This is a genomic window from Streptomyces sp. JNUCC 64 (genome assembly GCF_054484115.1).
On sequence record NZ_CM137015.1, the window covers coordinates 3,968,945 to 3,985,778 of the forward strand.

Sequence of the window (16,834 nt, forward strand, 5' to 3'; positions counted from 1 at the left end):
GGTCCGCGCGGAAGCCGTTTCCGGGCGGGGGGCCGGCGCGCACGGGAAGCTGGTGCGTACGGGAAGCTGGTGCGCACGGGAGGCCGGTCCGGGCGGGAGGCCGGTCCGCGTGCGAGGCCGGTCCTCCGTACGGGAGGCCGGTCCGGACGGGCACGGGTGATGGCTCGGGAACGGGCCCTGGCCCTCACCAGGTCTCACCAGGTCTCGGCGGCCTCCGTGGTCTCCGAGGGCGCCGGGCGGTCGCCCCGGGCCCGCGCCGCGAGCAGCGGGAACACCAGGACGGAGACCATCGCCGCCCCGACCAGCGCCGCCGCCTCCCCCTCGGTGACGACCCGCTCGTCCAGCCCGATCGCCGTGATCGCCACGACCAGCGGCAGACAGGTCGCCGAGTAGAGGGCGAGCGCCCGGCGGTCCCCGCCGCCGAGGTCACGGGGGGCCAGCGCCCACACCGGCACCCCGCGCACCAGCAGGAAGAGCGCGAGGAACACCCCGAGCAGCACCAGTTCCCGCCCGCCCGCCAGCAGGGACCGCAGATCGAACTCGATCCCCGTCACCACGAAGAACACCGGGACGAGGAAACCGAAGCCCATCGCCTCGACCTTGCCCAGGATCTCCTCGCTCTCGTCGGGCACCGCGCCGCGCAGCACCAGCCGGGTCAGCAGGCCCGCCGCGAAGGCGCCCAGCAGGGTGTCGAGGCCGAAGGCACCGGCCAGCGCCAGCATCGCCGCGAGCAGCAGCATCACGAACCGCACCGCGAACTGTCCGCTGGTGTGCAGGGTGGCGGCGACGATCCGGGCGAACCAGGGGCGGCGGGGGCGGGCCGCCCAGTACACGGCCCCGGCGGTGATCAGCGCGAACAGCACGAGGAGCACGGTGGAGACCCCGGGGGAACGCCCGCTGAGCAGCAGGGCCATCGCGATGATGGGACCGAACTCGCCCACCGCCCCGAAGGCCATCACCACGGTGCCGAACCGGCCGCGCAGCGCCCCGGTGTCCCGTAGGACGGGCAGGATCGTGCCGAGGGCGGTACTGGTGAGGGCGGTGCCGATGACGAGGGCCTTGGCGGTGTCCCCGCCGCTCACCACGAGGGCGACGGCGAGTCCGGCGGCCAGCGCGACCAGCCAGGCCCCGCCCGCGCGGCGGAGGGTGTCGCCCCGGACGGCGGCGAACTCGATCTCGTACCCGGCGAGGAAGATCAACATCGTCAGCCCGAGGTCGGAGAGGGTGTCGACGACCTCGTCGGGCCGGACCAGGTCCAGGACGTCCGGACCGACCAGGACGCCGAGACCGATCTCGAAGATGACCAGCGGCACCCGGACCCACCGCCCGAGGCCGTGGGCGAGCAGCGGCGCGAGCACCGCGATCGCGAGGATCAGCAGAAGCGTTCCGGCCCGGTCCATGCGCACGCCGCCCTCTCCGCCGGTCGGACCGGTCGGGTACCCGTTACGGCACCGGTCGGCGGGACGTCGTCCGCCCCGCCGACCGGTGCCGGGCGGTACCCGGCCGCCCGGCACCCGTTACGGCACGGGCCCGGCTACGGCACGGGCGTCGTCCCCGGGTGGTCGGCGACCAGCGCCCAGATGATGAACACGTCGATGGCGATCACGACGATCGCCCAGAGGGGGTAGTAGGGCAGGAACAGGAACTGGGCGACCAGGCTCAGCGAGGCCAGCACGATGCCCGTGATCCGGGCCCAGTCGGCGTTGCTGAGCAGCCCCCAGCCGGTGACCGCGGCGATGGCGCCGATGATCAGCAGCGCCCAGCCCCAGCCCGTCAGGTTGATCTCGTACACGTACGAGCCGACCCGTCGGTAGACGTCGTCCTCGGCGATGGCCGAGATGCCCTGGAGGATCGCCAGGATCCCGTTGCACAGCAGCAGCACTCCGGCGAACAGCACTCCGCCCACGACCCATCCGCCGCGCGGATCGGGCCGGGGCGCGGGGCCGTGGTCCCACGGGGTGCCACCGGCGGCCCGTGGGGTGCCCGCGTCCCCCGCCGGAGGAGGCGTGTCGTCGCTCATGGGGGACCTTTCGTCGTACGGAACCTTGCCCTCCAACGTGGTCCCGCCCCCCGCACACCGCCACACGGGCGACGCCGACCGGGTGACACCGGGCCTCCCGCCGGGCACCGGAGCCGTACGCGTCCTCCTCGACGGGACGACGCTCACCGGGTCAGGGACCCGCCAGGAATCCGACCACGGCGAGGGCGAAGAGCAGCCCGAGGCCGAGCCCCACCAGGACCCCGGCCGTCGGCCACGACCACAGCACCAGCGCGAGCGCCGCCGCCCCCACCAGCCCCCATCCCAGGGGCACCCGGTACCGCCGCACCCAGGGCCCGACCGGTCCGGCCCGGAACCCGGCCCGGTCGGCGAACCGCCGGGCGCCGCCGACGCCGTCGGCCCACACCTCCCGCGTGGCACGGGCCCACCGCCCGTCCCCGGTGACCCAGGCGATCAGGGCGACGACCACCCCGAGGGCGGCGACCACCCGCACCGAGGCCCGCAGGAACCGGACCATCGCGTCGTACACCGACCCGGCGGCGTCCCGGGAGACGCTCGTGGGCAGCGCGTCCAGGTAGAACGAGCGGAAGAGGGTGAGTCCGGCGCCCAGCAGCACCACGGCGAAGGCCACGCCGAGCGCCCCGGCGATGAGGGCCCGCCGTCGCCGCCGGGCGAGCAGCACCCCGCCGACGACCAGGGCCGCCGCGATGACGGGCAGCCAGTTGCCGAGGATCTGGAGGATCCGGAACCAGACCCGGACCTTGGCGAGGGCGCTGTCGTCGGGGGCGTTCGCCACGGTGAGGTGGGTGTGCACCTCGGGGATGCGCCCGGCGGCGGTGAACCCCTCGTCGACGAGCCGTTGCTTGACCCGGTCCACCAGTGGTCCGAGGTCGACGGTGACGGCACCGTCGGTGAGCTGGACGGTGCCGCCGCCGCTGCCGGTGAGGGCGCGGTCGAGGGAGTCGTGGGCCTGCCGGTTCGCCTCGGTCCACACCCGGGCGAAGGCGTCCGACTTCGCGACGTCCAGCGCCCGGTCGTGGACGAAGGAACGGATGGCGCCCTCCAGCGGACCGCTGAGGGCGCCCAACGCCTTCTCCAGCCGGGGCCGGTCGGCGGGGGCGACGTCGGAGAGCAGGGCGGGGAGGTCGAGGCGGGTCATCACCGCGTCGGTGACCCGGTCGGCCACCGCCTTCTGCACATCGGGGTCGGAGGCGAGCGGGGCGACGGTGGCCACGTAGCGGTCGGTGTTCCCGACCTCGTCGGCGGTCCAGGAGGCGAGCACGGACAGCGGGGCGAGGACGCACCCGACGACGATCAGCAGCGCGGCGAAGAACCCCCGCACCCGGTGCCGGGAGACGTGCTCCCGCCCGCTCTCCAGCGCGGCCACCCGCGCCCGCAACACGGCGAGTTCGTCCCCGCCCCCGTCACCACTTCCGCCGCTCCCGGCAACGGCCCGAGCCCCGCCACCCGCACCGGCACCGGCACCGGCACCGGCACCGGGCAGAGGTCCGCCCCCGGACCCGGGCGGGTTCCCCTCGTCACCGGGCACGGACCCGTCACCACCGGGCATGGGATCTCCTCGCCGTACGACTGCGGCCGGACGCGGGCGGACCCGGGGCCTGTGCCCGTCAGGCTCACGCGCCGGACGGCGTACCGCGACCCGGCCCGGCCCGACCGGGTGAGCGTCCGTCACCCGACCGGAACGCGAAGCGTCCGACCGGAACCGGAGGCACCCGACCGGAACCAGAGGCACCCGGCCAGGACCGGAGGCGCCCGGCCGGGAACGTCACCGTCCGGCGGAGATCGTCACCGTCGGGTAACCGACGCGCCGCGCCGCCCGGACTCCCTTGCCGTGCGCTCCCCGCGCCAGGTACCTTGCATTGCATGGAACAAGGCGAGGCAAGCACAGCACCGGCCGAAGGGAAGGTGGTCAGCCAGCTGCGCAAGGGCGTCCTGGAGTACTGCGTCCTCGCCCAACTGCGCGACGGTCCCCGCTACGGGATCGAACTGCTCGAAGGGCTCTCCGCGGTCCGGGTGATGACCACCAGCCAGGGCACCATCTACCCGCTGCTGTCCCGGCTGCGCCGCGACCGGCTGGTGGACACCTTCCTGCGCGAGTCGCCCAGCGGCCCCGCGCGCCGCTACTACACCCTGACCGACACCGGGCGGGCCGCCCTCGCGGAGTTCTCCGCGAGCTGGCCGCCGTTCCGCGACGCGGTCGACCACTTTCTGACCTCGGGGGGGACCCACTCATGAACACCGCGCCCACGGCCCTCGGCCACCCGCTCGTCCGCGCCTACCTGGACACCCTGCGCCAGGAGTGCGCCCCGCTGTCCGCCGCGCGCCGCGAGGAACTCCTCACGGACCTCAGCGAGCACATCCTCACCTCCCTCGCCGGGACGGCCTCCGACACGGACGTCCGCCGGGTCCTCGACGCGCTCGGCGACCCCCGCACGGTCGCCGCGGCGGCCCTCGCGGAGGAGCCCACGGCCCCGACCACGGCCGACGCCCCCGCCCGCCCCGCGCCCACCTCCCGCACCAAGGGCCTGCTCGCCGTGCTGGCCCTCGCCTCGCCGATCTGCACGGTGAGCCCCCGGATCGGCGCGTTCGTGGTCCTCGCCGCACTCGTCCTCCTGTGGATCGACCCGCTCTGGCGCGGCGGGGAGAAGGTAATCGCCAGCGTGGCGATCCTGTTCGCCCCGGTGACCCTGTTCCTGCTGCTGTTCGGCATGGGCAGCGCGGGCGGCCGCATCGGCCCGCTGGAACTGCTGCTCACCCAGGTCATCTGGCTGGTGAGCGCCGGGCTGACCGTCCGCTACCTGTGGCGACGGGCGAAGGCACGGGCCTGACCCCGCGCCACGGTCCCGAACGGCCGCCCGCGCGCGTCCCGGACCTCCCGCTCGGGTAGGCCGTACGGGCGGCACAGACGCCCCGCACCACGCGTGTCGGGAACTCCTCGATCCGCGAACCGACCGGAGACTCATTCGGTGTGCCGCTCTCAGGCCAACAGGCCCAGGCGACCACGAAAGAGGCACTTCACGATGTCGATGGTCTTCGTGAACTACCGGACCGGTGACGAGGAGGCGACCGCCACCCTCGTGGAACGGGAGCTCTCCCGCGTCTTCGGAAGCGCCAGCGTCTTCCGCGCGGGCAAGTCGATCAGCCCGGGAAGCCGCTTCCCGCAGGAGTTACTGACCGCCGCCCGGAGCTGCCGCGTGCTGCTGGCCGTGATCGGGCCGCGCTGGCTGGACGCCCGGACGGCGGACGGCCGCCCCGCGCTGGAGGATCCCGGGGACTGGCCCCGCAGGGAGATCCTGGAGGCCCACCGGGCAGGAGCCGTGGTCCTGCCCCTCCTGGTCGGCCGCACCGCCCGGCTGAGGCACGAGGACCTTCCGGACGGACTGGACCTGCTCGCCGACCGCCAGTACCTGAGGCTCGATCACCGCAACGCCGAAGCGGACCTGTCGAGACTGACGGAGAACATCGCCCGGCTCGTCCCCGACGCCCCGGCCCTCACCCCGGCGGCCCCGCCCGGACTCCGCCCGGTGGGGGAAGCCCCGGCGGGGAAACGGAGAAGGGACAGGGCCGCCGCCCCGACACGGGCGCGGGCGGTCCTCCGGCAGGAGGACGGCCGCTCGCTGATCGCCGCCGCCCTCGTGACCGCCATCGCCCTCGGCTGGCCCGGCTGGGCCTGGTACGCGCTGCCGGCCGTCGTGGCCGGAGCGCTGCTGATCGCGTTCGCGCCGGGTGGCACCCGTGGACGTCCGCGCTCCGAACCGCCCTTCATGGAGTCCGTCGTCACCGACGTCCAGGTGAGCAGCGCGCTGTCCGGATACCCCTTCCTGTTCTCGGCGGTGGTCCGCTGGCGTGCCGACTCCACGGCGCACGGCGACCCGTCCGCCGTCGCCGTGGCCGCGGTGCTCGACCGGGTGGAGCGGTGCACCCGGGCGGAACACCCCACCCGTGGCGCGTACCTCGGCCACCGGCTGGCCGGGCTGCTCGGCACCCCCGTCCACGACGACTCGGGAACGGTGCTGGCCTACGCGACCCGGGTGCGGCTGACCCTGCGGCAGCGGGACCGGAACCACCCGGCGGAACCCGAAGCGCTCCGCAAGAGCCGCGGTGTCCGGGTGAACGGTCATCTGTCCGGCTTGCTCGACGAGTTGGGCGTCGTGCGGGGGTCGGACGAATGGGCGGGGTACGTCCACCGCATCGCCCGGATGGTGGAGGCGTCGGGCAACGGGGAAGCCGCCGAGGCCATGCGCCGGGACGTGGACGACGCGTCCCGGGACGACGCCCCGACCGGTGATCCGGAACCGTACCGGGACCACGGCGTCCACGACGCGCACGGCACGCACGGCACGCACGGCGCTGACGGCACGGACCACGGCGGCACGTTCCCGGCACAGGACGTCCACGCCCATCCGGACGGGACGGCCCCGGCACAGGACGCCCCCGCGCATCCGAACGGAACGCCCCCCGCCCAGGAGCCGCCGACGCCGGACGGGACGGCTCCCCCCGCGCCCGAGGCACCCTGGGGCCCCGGCCCGGTCCGTACCTCCTGGGGACAGGACCCCGGCACGCCCTGGGCACAGGACCCCGGCGGAAACCCGTGGCACGGTCCGCGGACGGGACCGTCGTCGTGAGCGGGACGCGGGGAGCACCACGAAAGGTGCCGCGAGAGACACGGGGACGGATGCGGCGAGAGGCACGGGGAGAAGAAGTGCGGGGAAAGGTACGGGGAGAGGTACGGGGACGGGCGAGGGGAGAGCGCTCCCCGGAGACGCCCTGCCACCCCCATCGCTCAACGTCCTATGATCGCTACACGGTGTGCTAGGTCTTGTCGGGCCTCGGGGGGCGACGATGGCGGCGGGGGATTCGGCGATGCGCCGGGCTCAGGAGGCGCGGCGGCAGGAACGGCTGCTGCACCAGCAGTGGCGGGCCGCCCGGCTCGCCGCCCTGCGCTGGCAGGCGGCGGGCGACGGCGAACGCGATGTCGCGGCCAAGCTGTTGATGCTCACCGAACGCGGCTGGCGGATGCTGGTCGACCGGCGGTGGCCGGGCACCCGGGCCGCCAACGTGGACATGCTGCTCGTCGGCCCCGGCGGGGTGTTCGTCGTGGACGTGAAGAACTGGCGGACCGCCCCCGAGGTCGTCGACGGCGAACTGCGGTCCGGCGGCGACCCGCGCGGTGAGCACGTCCGCAAGTTGCTCGCCGTGACCCGGGTCGCGGAGGGCGCGGTCGGCGCGCTGGGGCTGTCCCCGGTGGCGGTGCGCCCGCTGATGGTCTTCGCGGGACGACGGCTGGACACCTCGCTGGGCCGCGTCCGCCTCCTCGGGGAACGCGAGGCGGGCCCCGCGCTGCTGTCCGAGCGCGCCCGGCTCCAGCCCGCCCAGATCCGGGCCATCGCCGACCACCTGGAACGCGTCTTCCCCGACTACGAGGACTCCGTCGTCACCGCTCCGGGCACCCCGGACGCCTTGGGCACCCCGAACGCTCCGAGCGCTCCAGGCACCCCGGGCACCCCGGGCACCCCGGGCACCCAGCGGATCCCACACGGCTCCCCCGCCCCCTCCACCCCGCACGCACCGGTTCCCGCGCCAGCGTGGGGACCGGACCCCGCACCGGACCGCGCACCGAGCCGTGCCGGAGCCCCTGGAACCCCGGACGGGCCCGCCGGAGCCCCCGGCGCACCGACCACCCCCTCCACCCCAGGGGCCCCTTCGGCCCCTTCAGCCCCTTCCTCCCCCATCGACCCCAGGAAACTCCTCGACCCCGACGGCCTGTTCGACCTCAACGGGCTGCGCGAGGCCGTGCTCGCCGAGGCGCGGCGGGAGCCGATCGAGCGGTGGATGACGTTCCTCCACCCCGACCAGGCCGCCCTGGTCCGCCGCAACTGGACCGGCCCCGCCCGCATCAGCGGCCCCGCCGGCACCGGCAAGACCGTCGTCGGACTGCACCGCGCCGCCCACCTCGCGCAGCGCGCCCACGGCCGGGTGCTCTACGTGACCTTCGCCAACAACCTGCCCCGGGTGCAGAGCACCTTCCTGAAGGCGATGGCCCCGGCGGCGGCCGACCGGGTGGACTTCCGGAGCCTGCACTCCTGGGCCGTGGAGTTCCTCCGCGGCCGCGAAGTGCCCGTCAACCTCCACCCGGGCAAGGCGGCGACCGCGTTCAGCCTCGCCTGGAAGGACGTCGGCCGGGACGGCCCGCTCGCCGAGATCGACTCCGCGCCGGGCTACTGGCAGGAGGAGATCGACTACGTCATCAAGGGCCGTGGCCTCACCGCCTTCGAGGAGTACGCGGCACTCACCCGGCGCCGCCGCCGCACGATCCTGCGCCGTACGCACCGCCAGGCGGTGTGGGAGCTGTACCGGACGTACGAGCGGCTGCGCGCCGACCGGGGGGTGCACGACTTCAACGACCTGCTGTCGCTGGCCCTGGCGGAGGCGCGCCGCGAGGACGGACGGCGGCCGCCCACCCCGTACACCTCCGTGATCGTGGACGAGGTGCAGGACCTGACCCTGGTGGGCGTCCGACTGGTGCACGCCCTGACCGGGGACGCCCCCAACGGTCTGCTGCTCGTCGGCGACGGCCAGCAGGCCGTCTACCCGGGCGGCTTCCGGCTCTCCGACGCGGGCGTGGAGATCCGTGGCGACCGGGGCCAGGTGCTGCGCGTCAACTACCGCAACAGCCAGTCGATCCTGGAGGCGGCGCTCGCCGTCGTCGCGGACGACGCCTTCGAGGACCTCGACGGACTGCGCAGCCCCGCCCGACAGGACGTGGACCTGACGTACCACGACGGAGAGGTCCAGCGGTTCGCGGCGGACAGCGTCGCCGAGCACGACCGCGCCCTGCTGGACGCGCTGCGCGCGCTGACCCCGGCGGAGCTGGCCGACACGGCCGTCCTGTGCCCGTCCACCCGGGCCATCGAGCGCTACCAGCGGCTGCTGGCCCGGGCCGGCGTCCCCGTCCGCACCCTGGAGCAGTACGACGGCCACCCCGTCGAGGCGGTGAAGCTGGGCAGCTACCGCCGCGCCAAGGGGCTGGAGTTCAAGCGGGTGTACCTGCCGGACGTCACCGTCCCGCCGTCACCGTCCCCGTCCCGGTCCGCGTCCCCGTCACTGTCGGCGTCGGCGTCGGCGTCGGCGTCGGCGTCGGCGTCGGCGTCACTGTCGGCGTCGGCCAAGGCGGACGGCACCGCCCCCGCCCCGGAACCGGGGACCGCAACCGCGACGGAGGCGGAGACGCGGACCGGGACGGGAACGGAACACGAACGGGCCGCGCTCTCCCGCAGCCAGCTCTTCGTCGCCATGACCCGGGCCCGCGACGTCCTGTGGCTGGGCACGGTCCGCACCCCCTCCTGACGGACCCGTACCTCCTCCTGACGACGCGGACCCGCGCCCTCCTGACGGAACCGGGCCGGGCGCCTGACGGAACCGGGCCCCTGACGGCACCGCCCCGCCCGGCTGGCTTCCGGCGGCACCCCGTCCGGGCCCGGCGGCGCCCGCCTCCGTACGAATCGGGCCCCCCGCCCCACCCCCCGGTGTACAACCGGCTGAACGGACCCACACCCGGAGAACGCCGGAGAACACCCGAGCACGCCGACGGACACCGAACGAACACCAACGGAAACCGGACGAACACCGGACGGACACCGAAGCACCCGACCCGAGGAGCCCCCGATGCCCACCGCCCCCCTCACCCCCGCCGAACTGGACGAGGCCCTCGCCGCACTGCCGCACTGGTCGGTGCGCGACGGCGGGCTGACCGCGTCCTTCACCGCCGACCGCGCCGATCTGCCCGCCCTGTACGCGGCGGTCGCGGCCGTCGAGGACCAGCTGGACCACCACGCCGCCGTGCGCGTCCTCTACGCCACCATCGGCTTCGCCCTCAGCACCCATGACGCGGGCGGCGCGATCACCGCGAAGGACGTCGCGCTGGCCGCCCGGATCAGCGAGCTCGCCGACCGTCACGGCGCCCGGCCGAGCGGGACGTGAGCTGGGAGCGCAGCCGGGTGGTCAGGGCGGTGGCGGCGGCCGTCAGGAACACGAAGGTGTAGACGATCTGGAGGATCACCACCAGCCGGGCCGACTGCCCGTGCGCGGTGATGTCCCCGAAGCCGACCGTCGCGAGCGTGACGACGGTGAAGTACAGCGAGTCCACCCGGGTGGTCAGCCCCTCGAACTCGCCGGGGTCCCGGGAGAGCGCCCGGTAGGCGACGGCGAAGACCAGCACCGTCGCGCACATCAGCACCAGGATCGCGAACGCCGGATGGGTGCCCTCCCGCTCCAGCAGCACGTCCCGGATGTGATGGAGGATCAGATAGGCGATCGCCACCAGGGCGACCACGAACACCGACCAGCTCAGCACCGGCCGCTCGGGCCCGAACGCCCGCTCGGGAACCAGGAAGTACAGCCCCACCAGGACGGCGACCGCGCCGCCGATCGCCGCCCACCGCCACACCGGGTCGGACACCAGGCGGTCACCGGAGAGGGAGGGCGTCACGCCCGGGACCGGCCCGCCGCCGCGTAGTGCCGCAGGAAGCGGGCCTCCACCTCGGCCATGTGCCGGATCTCGGACGGGTCCACGCTCTCGTTGGGCGCGTGGATCAGACAGCGCGGCTCCTCCACGCCCATCAGGATGATCTCGGCCCGGGGATAGGTCTCGGCGAGGACGTTGCAGAGCGGGATGGAGCCGCCCTGGCCGAGGAACTCCATCGGGCGCCCGTAGACCTCGCTCATGGCCCGGTCCAGGGCCGCGTACGCCGGACCGCCGGTCGCGGCGCGGAACGGGGAGCCGACGCCCTCGTCCTCGACGGTGACCCGGGCGCCCCACGGGACCTCCCGCTCCAGATGGGCGGCGAGCGCGTCCCGGGCGTCCTGGGGCCGGGTGCCCGGCGGCACCCGCAGGCTGACCCGGGCGCGGGCGGTCGCGGGGACGGCGGCGGCCGAGCCCACGACCGGCGGGCAGTCGATGCCGAGCACGGTCACGGCGGGCCGGGCCCACAGCCGGTCGGCGACCGTGCCGGAGCCGGTCAGCCGCACCCCGTCGAGCACCCCGGCGTCCTGGCGGAACTGTTCCTCGTCGTATCCGACGCCCTCCCAGACGCCGTTGGCGGGCAGCCCCTGGATCCGGGTGCCGCCGTCCACCGGGTCCCGCAGCGAGGCCAGCACCTGGACGAGCGCGCCCAGCGCGTCGGGGGCGGGGCCGCCGAACATCCCGGAGTGCACCTCGCCCGCCAGGGTGCTGACGGTGACGACGACGTTGGCGAGCCCGCGCAGCGAGGTCGTCGCGGTGGGGACGCCGACCGCCGCGTTCCCGGTGTCGCAGACCAGCAGCGCGTCCGCGAGGAACTCCTCGGGGTGCTGGGCGACGTACTGCTCCAGCCCGCCGGTGCCCTGCTCCTCGGAGCCCTCCGCCACGAACTTCAGCCCCACCGGGACGCCGTCCGCGCCGAGCGCCCGCAGCGCGGTGAGGTGCATGACGATGTTGCCCTTGCAGTCGGCGGTGCCGCGCCCGTACCAGCGGCCGTCGCGTTCGGTGAGGGTGAACGGCGGCGAGTGCCAGGCGTCCTCCCCCAGCGGGGGCTGCACGTCGTAGTGGCAGTAGAGGAGCACGGTCGGGGCGCCGGGCGGGGGCGGCCGGTGCCCGATGACGGCGTGGCTGCCGTCCGGGGTCTCGGCGAGGTGGACGTCGTGCAGCCCGGCCCCGGTGAAGGCGTCCGCGACCCAGCGGGCGGCCCGCGCGCACTCCTCGGGCGGGTACTGGCGGGGGTCCGCGACGGACGGGATCGCCACGAGTTCCGCGAGGTCGGCGCGGGCGCGGTCCATCAGCCCGGCGACCGCCGCGCCGAGGTCGTCACCGCTACCGGTACCGGAAGGAGCACCGGCGGAAGTACCGGAAGGGGTCGGGTCGCCGTCGCTCACCGGGGTCACCGGAGTCACCGCCTCACCGTGTCGGAGGTCTTCAGGTCGTCGATCCGGTCCTGGATCTGCTTCAGCTGCTCCGGGCAGTAGACGCCGAGGACGATCGCCTCCGCCTCGACCACCTGCCGGTCGGAGATCACCGGCCGCTGGCCGGGTCCGGTGGCGCCGTTGGAGAGGTTGACCTTCCAGAGCGCGGACTTGAGGGCGGAGTCGGGGTCCTCGCAGACGATCCCGCCGTCGGTGCCGAGGGCGCGGGCGACGGCCGCCGGGTCGGGGCGGCGGAAGCCGTCGGCCTCCAGCAGGTCGGCGAGCTGGTTGGCCTTCTTGGTCGCCTGGTTGGTGGTGCGGACCGTCTCGTACTGGATGATCCCGATCACCACCAGGGCGGCGAGCAGCAGGACCGCCCCGATGTAGATCCACTTGTGCTGGGACGCGAAACGGGTGGGACTCATGAGGCGCTCCCCTCGCCGGTACCGGAGCCGGAGCCGGTCGCCGGGCCGGTGCCGTCCCCTTCTTCCCCGTCCGCCGCGGCGGTGCGCCAGCTCGGCCGCCGCAGCTTCAGGAAGGCGAACGGGATCAGCAGCCCGAGGATGACCAGCCCGCCGCCCACGATCCCGACGTACAGCCAGACGCTGCCGCCGCCGAACTGCGAGGACGGCACGAACCCGATGGCGAGGGCGGCGAGCGAGGCGAGCAGTCCGACCCCGCAGAGCAGCGGCAGCGCGGGGGCGCGGTAGCCGCGCGGGTGGTCGGGCTGGGTGCGGCGCAGCCGGACGGCGGCGACGAACATCAGCAGGTAGACGATCAGGTACACCTGGGTGGTGATCACCGAGAAGATCCAGTAGGCGCTGGAGACATTGGGGATCAGCGCGTACATCAGGGCGATGACGGTGGTGACGATCCCCTGGGTCACCAGGATGTTCTGCTGGATGCCGTGCTTGTTGAGCTTCTGCAGGAAGGGCGGGAGGTAGCCCTCCTCGCGGGAGATCAGCAGCAGGCCCTTGGAGGGTCCGGCGAGCCAGGTGAGCATCCCGCCGAGGGAGGCGGCGATGAGCGCGACGGCCGCGACCGGGGTGAGCCAGCCGATGTGGAAGTAGGAGAAGAACGCGTCGAACGCCTGCATGACCCCGGCGGTGAGGCTGAGCTGGTCGGAGGGGACCACCCAGCTGATGGCCAGCGCGGGCAGGATGAAGATCAGCAGGACGAGGCCCATCGCCAGGAACATCGACTTGGGGAACTCGCGCGGCGGGTCCTTCAGCGAGGAGACGTGGACGGCGTTCATCTCCATGCCGGAGTAGCTGAGGAAGTTGTTGACGATGAGGACGAGGCTCGCCAGTCCCGTCCACTGGGGGAAGAGGTTGGCGGCGTCCATCGGCGCGGCGGACGGGTTGCCCTGGCCGAGGAAGACCATTCCGAGGACGACGAGCAGGGTGCCCGGGACCAGGGTGCCGATGATCAGGCCCCAGGACGACAGCCCGGCCAGCGTCCCGGTGCCCCGCGCGGAGACCCACACCCCGGTCCAGTACAGGACCATGATCACGATGGCGGTGTAGAGGCCGTTGGCGGCCAGCGCGGGATCGATGATGTACGCGATGGTGCTGGCCACGAAGGCCAGCAGACTGGGGTAGTAGAAGATCGTCATCGCGAACTGGCACCAGACGGCGAGGAAGCCGAGCGGTTTGGACAGCCCCTCGCTGACCCAGCGGTAGACGCCGCCGCTCCAGCCGGAGGCGAGTTCGGCGGAGACCAGCGAGGTCGGCAGCAGGAAGGCGATCGCCGGGACCAGGTAGAGGAACACGCAGGCCAGCCCGTAGACGGCCATGGTCGGCGCGGCCCGCAGACTGGCCACCGAGGCGGTGGTCATCAGGGCGAGGGTCACCCAGGTGAGGGTGGGGTTCGCGGCACTGCGGGCGGCCCCGGCCCGCTCGGCAGCCCTCGGCGCCTCCCTCGCGGTCCCCCGGGGGGAGTCTTCGGGTACGTCCATCGCGCTCACGCGGCCACCTCGCAGCCGTCCGGGGAAGGAACACCCCCACACTCCGCCGGACCGGGACGGGCCGCAGCCCCCGGGCGCCGTCCGGGTGAACGCCCCCGAGCCCACCGGACCGCCGCCCGCCCGTCCGCCCGACCACCGGACCGCCCGAGGAAACCTCACCCCGCCCGAGGAAACCCCGCCCCGACCGTCCCGCGCCTCCGGCCGCACCGGAGGCACCCCACCCACCGGACCCGACCACCCCGGGAACACCCGAACCACCTGACCGGTCACCCCAGGCCCCGCCCACCCGGCGGGACACCGCCCCCTCCCGGCCAACCACCTGGCGGGTTTCCGCCAGCAATACTGCGTACACCGTATCCAATTACCTGTACCCTGGTGCGCTCACGACTGGCACGACGCCCCCGCCCACGCGGGCCGCCGTGCCACCAGGCGCCGCCCGAGGAGAGTCATGCAGGCCGAGGCCGACCACCAGAGCACGCACCGCACCACCCCGGCCCCACCGGCCCCCGCCACACCCACGGCCCCCACGCCCCCCACCGACTCCACGCACCCCGCGACCCCCGTGAGCCCGGCGAACCTGGCGAACCCGGCGAACCCCACCGACCCCGCGCACCCCGCGCCCCCGGCGCACCCCGCGAACCCGGCCGCCGACGGGCACCACCTCATCGAGGTCCGGGGCGCCCGCGAGAACAACCTGCGGAACGTCTCGGTGGACATCCCCAAGCGCCGGCTCACCGTCTTCACCGGGGTCTCCGGCTCGGGCAAGTCCTCGCTCGTCTTCGGCACCATCGCCGCCGAGTCCCAGCGGCTGATCAACGAGACGTACACCAGCTTCATCCAGTCGTTCATGCCCGCCCCCAACCGCCCGGACGTGGACGGACTGCGCAACCTGAGCGCGGCGATCGTGGTCGACCAGGAGCGGATGGGCGCCAACTCCCGCTCCACCGTGGGCACCGCGACCGACGCGTACACCATGCTGCGGATCGTCTTCAGCCGGATCGGACAGCCGTACGCGGGCACCTCCGAGGCGTTCAGCTTCAACGGCTCCGAGGGCATGTGCCCGCGCTGCGAGGGCATCGGCCGGATATCCGACATCGACGTCGACCAGGTCGTCGACCGCTCGCTCTCCCTGAACGAGGGCGCCGTCCTGATCCCGGGCTACCCGGTGGACTCCTGGCCGTGGAAGGTGCTGGCCGGGTCCGGCTTCTACGACCCGGCGAAGAAGGTCGCGGACTACACCGAGACCGAGCTGTACGACCTGCTGCACAAGCCGGTGACCAAGGTGAAGGTCGGCACCAGCAACCTCACCTACGAGGGCCTGATCCCGCGCATCCAGCGGTCGTTCCTCGCCAAGGACCGGGAGGCGATGCAGTCCCACGTCCGGGCCTTCGTGGACCGGGCGGTCGTCTTCGCCACCTGCCCCGAGTGCGAGGGCGCCCGGCTCAACCGGGCCGCGCTGGACTGCCGGATCGAGGGACGCAACATCGCGGAGTGCGCGGCGCTCCAGATCAGCGACCTGGCCGTGTTCGTCCGCGCCCTCGACGCGCCGCCCGTCGCCCCGGTGCTGGCGGCCCTCGGCGCACTGCTGGACTCGCTGGTGGAGATCGGCCTCGGCTACCTCAGCCTGGACCGCACCTCGTCCTCCCTCTCCGGCGGCGAGGCCCAGCGGGTGAAGATGGTCCGCCACCTCGGCTCGGCGCTCAGCGACGTCACCTACGTCTTCGACGAGCCCACCACCGGACTGCACCCGCACGACATCCAGCGGATGAACGACCTGCTGCTGCGGCTGCGCGACAAGGGCAACACCGTGCTGGTCGTCGAGCACAAGCCGGAGGTCATCGCCCTCGCCGACCACGTGGTGGACCTCGGCCCGGGCGCCGGGACCGACGGCGGGCTGATCCAGTACAGCGGTGACGTGGCCGGGCTGCGCGCCTCGGACACCCTCACCGGACGCCATCTGAGCCACCGGGCCCCGCTGCGCGACACGGTCCGCAAGCCCACCGGACAGCTGTCGATCGAGCACGCCACCCTGCACAACCTGAAGGACGTCTCGGTGGACGTCCCGCTGGGCGTGCTGGCGGTGGTCACCGGCGTCGCGGGCTCCGGGAAGAGTTCGCTGATCCACGGCCATCTGGCGCACCGGGACGGGGTGGTGGTGGCCGACCAGTCGCCCATCCGGGGCTCGCGCCGCTCCAACCCGGCCACCTACACGGGTCTGCTGAACCCGATCCGCACGGCGTTCGCCAAGGCCAACGGGGTGAAGCCCGCCCTGTTCAGCGCCAACTCGGCGGGCGCCTGCCCCGGCTGCAACGGGGTCGGGCTGGTCTACACGGACCTGGCGATGATGGCCGGGGTGGCGTCCGTCTGCGAGCGCTGCGAAGGCAAGCGCTACACCCCGGAGGTGCTGGAGTACCGGCTGGACGGCAAGGACATCAGCGAGGTCCTGGCGATGCCGGTGGCCGAGGCGCACGCGTTCTTCCCCACCGGCCCGGCGCACCGCATCCTCACCCGGCTGCTGGACGTCGGCCTCGGCTACCTCCGCCTGGGGCAGCCGCTCAACACCCTCTCCGGCGGCGAGCGCCAGCGGCTGAAGCTCGCCATCCACATGGCGGAGAAGTCCTCGACGTACATCCTGGACGAGCCGACCACGGGACTGCACATGGCGGACGTGGACAAGCTGCTGGCGCTGCTGGACCGGCTGGTGGACGACGGCAACTCGGTGATCGTGATCGAGCACCACCTGGCGGTCATGGCGCACGCGGACTGGATCGTCGACATCGGTCCGGGCGGCGGCCACGCGGGCGGGGAGGTCGTCTTCACCGGCACCCCGGCCGAGCTGGTCGGGAGCGCCCCGTCGGGGAAGTCGCTGACGGCCCGGCACCTCAGCGCGTACCTGGGGGTCTGACCCCCGC

13 protein-coding genes are annotated in these 16,834 nt (G+C 73.8%); 6 read left to right on the forward strand and 7 right to left on the reverse strand.

The window, feature by feature from the left end; genetic code table 11:
* Positions 1-194 precede the first annotated feature (194 nt).
* The 3 genes from ACVWNX_RS16275 to ACVWNX_RS16285 form a co-directional block, all read right to left on the reverse strand.
* Positions 195-1,400, reverse strand: a complete 1,206-nt coding sequence (locus ACVWNX_RS16275) for a cation:proton antiporter (RefSeq protein WP_454414793.1) — start codon at positions 1,398-1,400, stop codon at positions 195-197.
* A gap of 134 nt (positions 1,401-1,534) precedes the next feature.
* Positions 1,535-2,020 (reverse strand): DUF7144 family membrane protein, encoded by a 486-nt coding sequence (locus ACVWNX_RS16280; protein WP_454407799.1) that lies wholly within the window; start codon positions 2,018-2,020, stop codon positions 1,535-1,537.
* A 151-nt stretch (positions 2,021-2,171) separates the two neighbouring features.
* Positions 2,172-3,401, reverse strand: coding sequence for a hypothetical protein (locus tag ACVWNX_RS16285; RefSeq protein WP_454407800.1), 1,230 nt, complete (start codon positions 3,399-3,401; stop codon positions 2,172-2,174).
* Positions 3,402-3,883: 482 nt separating this feature from the next.
* Between ACVWNX_RS16285 and ACVWNX_RS16290 the strand changes: the two genes are divergently transcribed.
* The 5 genes from ACVWNX_RS16290 (at position 3,884) to ACVWNX_RS16310 (ending at position 10,000) form a co-directional block, all read left to right on the forward strand.
* On the forward strand, positions 3,884-4,255 hold the full coding sequence (locus tag ACVWNX_RS16290) for a PadR family transcriptional regulator (protein ID WP_454407801.1): 372 nt from the start codon (positions 3,884-3,886) through the stop codon (positions 4,253-4,255).
* Complete coding sequence (locus tag ACVWNX_RS16295; protein ID WP_454407802.1) at positions 4,252-4,848, forward strand: DUF1700 domain-containing protein; 597 nt, start codon at positions 4,252-4,254, stop codon at positions 4,846-4,848. Before ACVWNX_RS16290 ends, ACVWNX_RS16295 begins: the two co-directional genes overlap by 4 nt.
* 192 nt (positions 4,849-5,040) lie before the next feature.
* Positions 5,041-6,645: a toll/interleukin-1 receptor domain-containing protein gene (locus ACVWNX_RS16300; protein WP_454407803.1), complete on the forward strand. Its 1,605-nt coding sequence runs from the start codon at positions 5,041-5,043 to the stop codon at positions 6,643-6,645.
* A gap of 238 nt (positions 6,646-6,883) precedes the next feature.
* On the forward strand, positions 6,884-9,367 hold the full coding sequence (locus tag ACVWNX_RS16305) for a UvrD-helicase domain-containing protein (RefSeq protein WP_454407804.1): 2,484 nt from the start codon (positions 6,884-6,886) through the stop codon (positions 9,365-9,367).
* Positions 9,368-9,685: 318 nt separating this feature from the next.
* Entirely contained in the window at positions 9,686-10,000 is a 315-nt protein-coding gene (locus ACVWNX_RS16310; protein WP_454407805.1) for a 4a-hydroxytetrahydrobiopterin dehydratase, read from the forward strand.
* On the opposite strand, the gene ACVWNX_RS16315 is transcribed toward ACVWNX_RS16310, so the two are convergent.
* The 4 genes from ACVWNX_RS16315 to ACVWNX_RS16330 are packed head-to-tail and all read right to left on the reverse strand — an operon-like array spanning position 9,954 to position 13,922.
* The gene (locus ACVWNX_RS16315; RefSeq protein ID WP_454407806.1) at positions 9,954-10,508 is read right to left on the reverse strand and encodes a potassium channel family protein; all 555 of its coding nucleotides are present in this window, start codon (positions 10,506-10,508) and stop codon (positions 9,954-9,956) included. The genes ACVWNX_RS16310 and ACVWNX_RS16315 overlap by 47 nt on opposite strands.
* Positions 10,505-11,947 carry a dipeptidase gene (locus ACVWNX_RS16320; protein WP_454407807.1) on the reverse strand — a complete coding sequence of 481 codons (1,443 nt, stop codon included), beginning with the start codon at positions 11,945-11,947 and terminating at the stop codon, positions 10,505-10,507. The genes ACVWNX_RS16315 and ACVWNX_RS16320 overlap by 4 nt, the downstream gene beginning before the upstream one ends.
* Positions 11,944-12,381 (reverse strand): hypothetical protein, encoded by a 438-nt coding sequence (locus ACVWNX_RS16325; RefSeq protein ID WP_454407808.1) that lies wholly within the window; start codon positions 12,379-12,381, stop codon positions 11,944-11,946. The genes ACVWNX_RS16320 and ACVWNX_RS16325 overlap by 4 nt, the downstream gene beginning before the upstream one ends.
* A complete protein-coding gene (locus ACVWNX_RS16330) occupies positions 12,378-13,922 on the reverse strand; it encodes an APC family permease (RefSeq protein ID WP_454407809.1) in 1,545 nt (514 codons plus the stop codon). Before ACVWNX_RS16330 ends, ACVWNX_RS16325 begins: the two co-directional genes overlap by 4 nt.
* A gap of 448 nt (positions 13,923-14,370) precedes the next feature.
* On the opposite strand from ACVWNX_RS16330, the gene ACVWNX_RS16335 reads away from it, so the two are divergent.
* Positions 14,371-16,827, forward strand: coding sequence for an ATP-binding cassette domain-containing protein (locus tag ACVWNX_RS16335; protein WP_454407810.1), 2,457 nt, complete (start codon positions 14,371-14,373; stop codon positions 16,825-16,827).
* Positions 16,828-16,834: the final 7 nt, after the last annotated feature.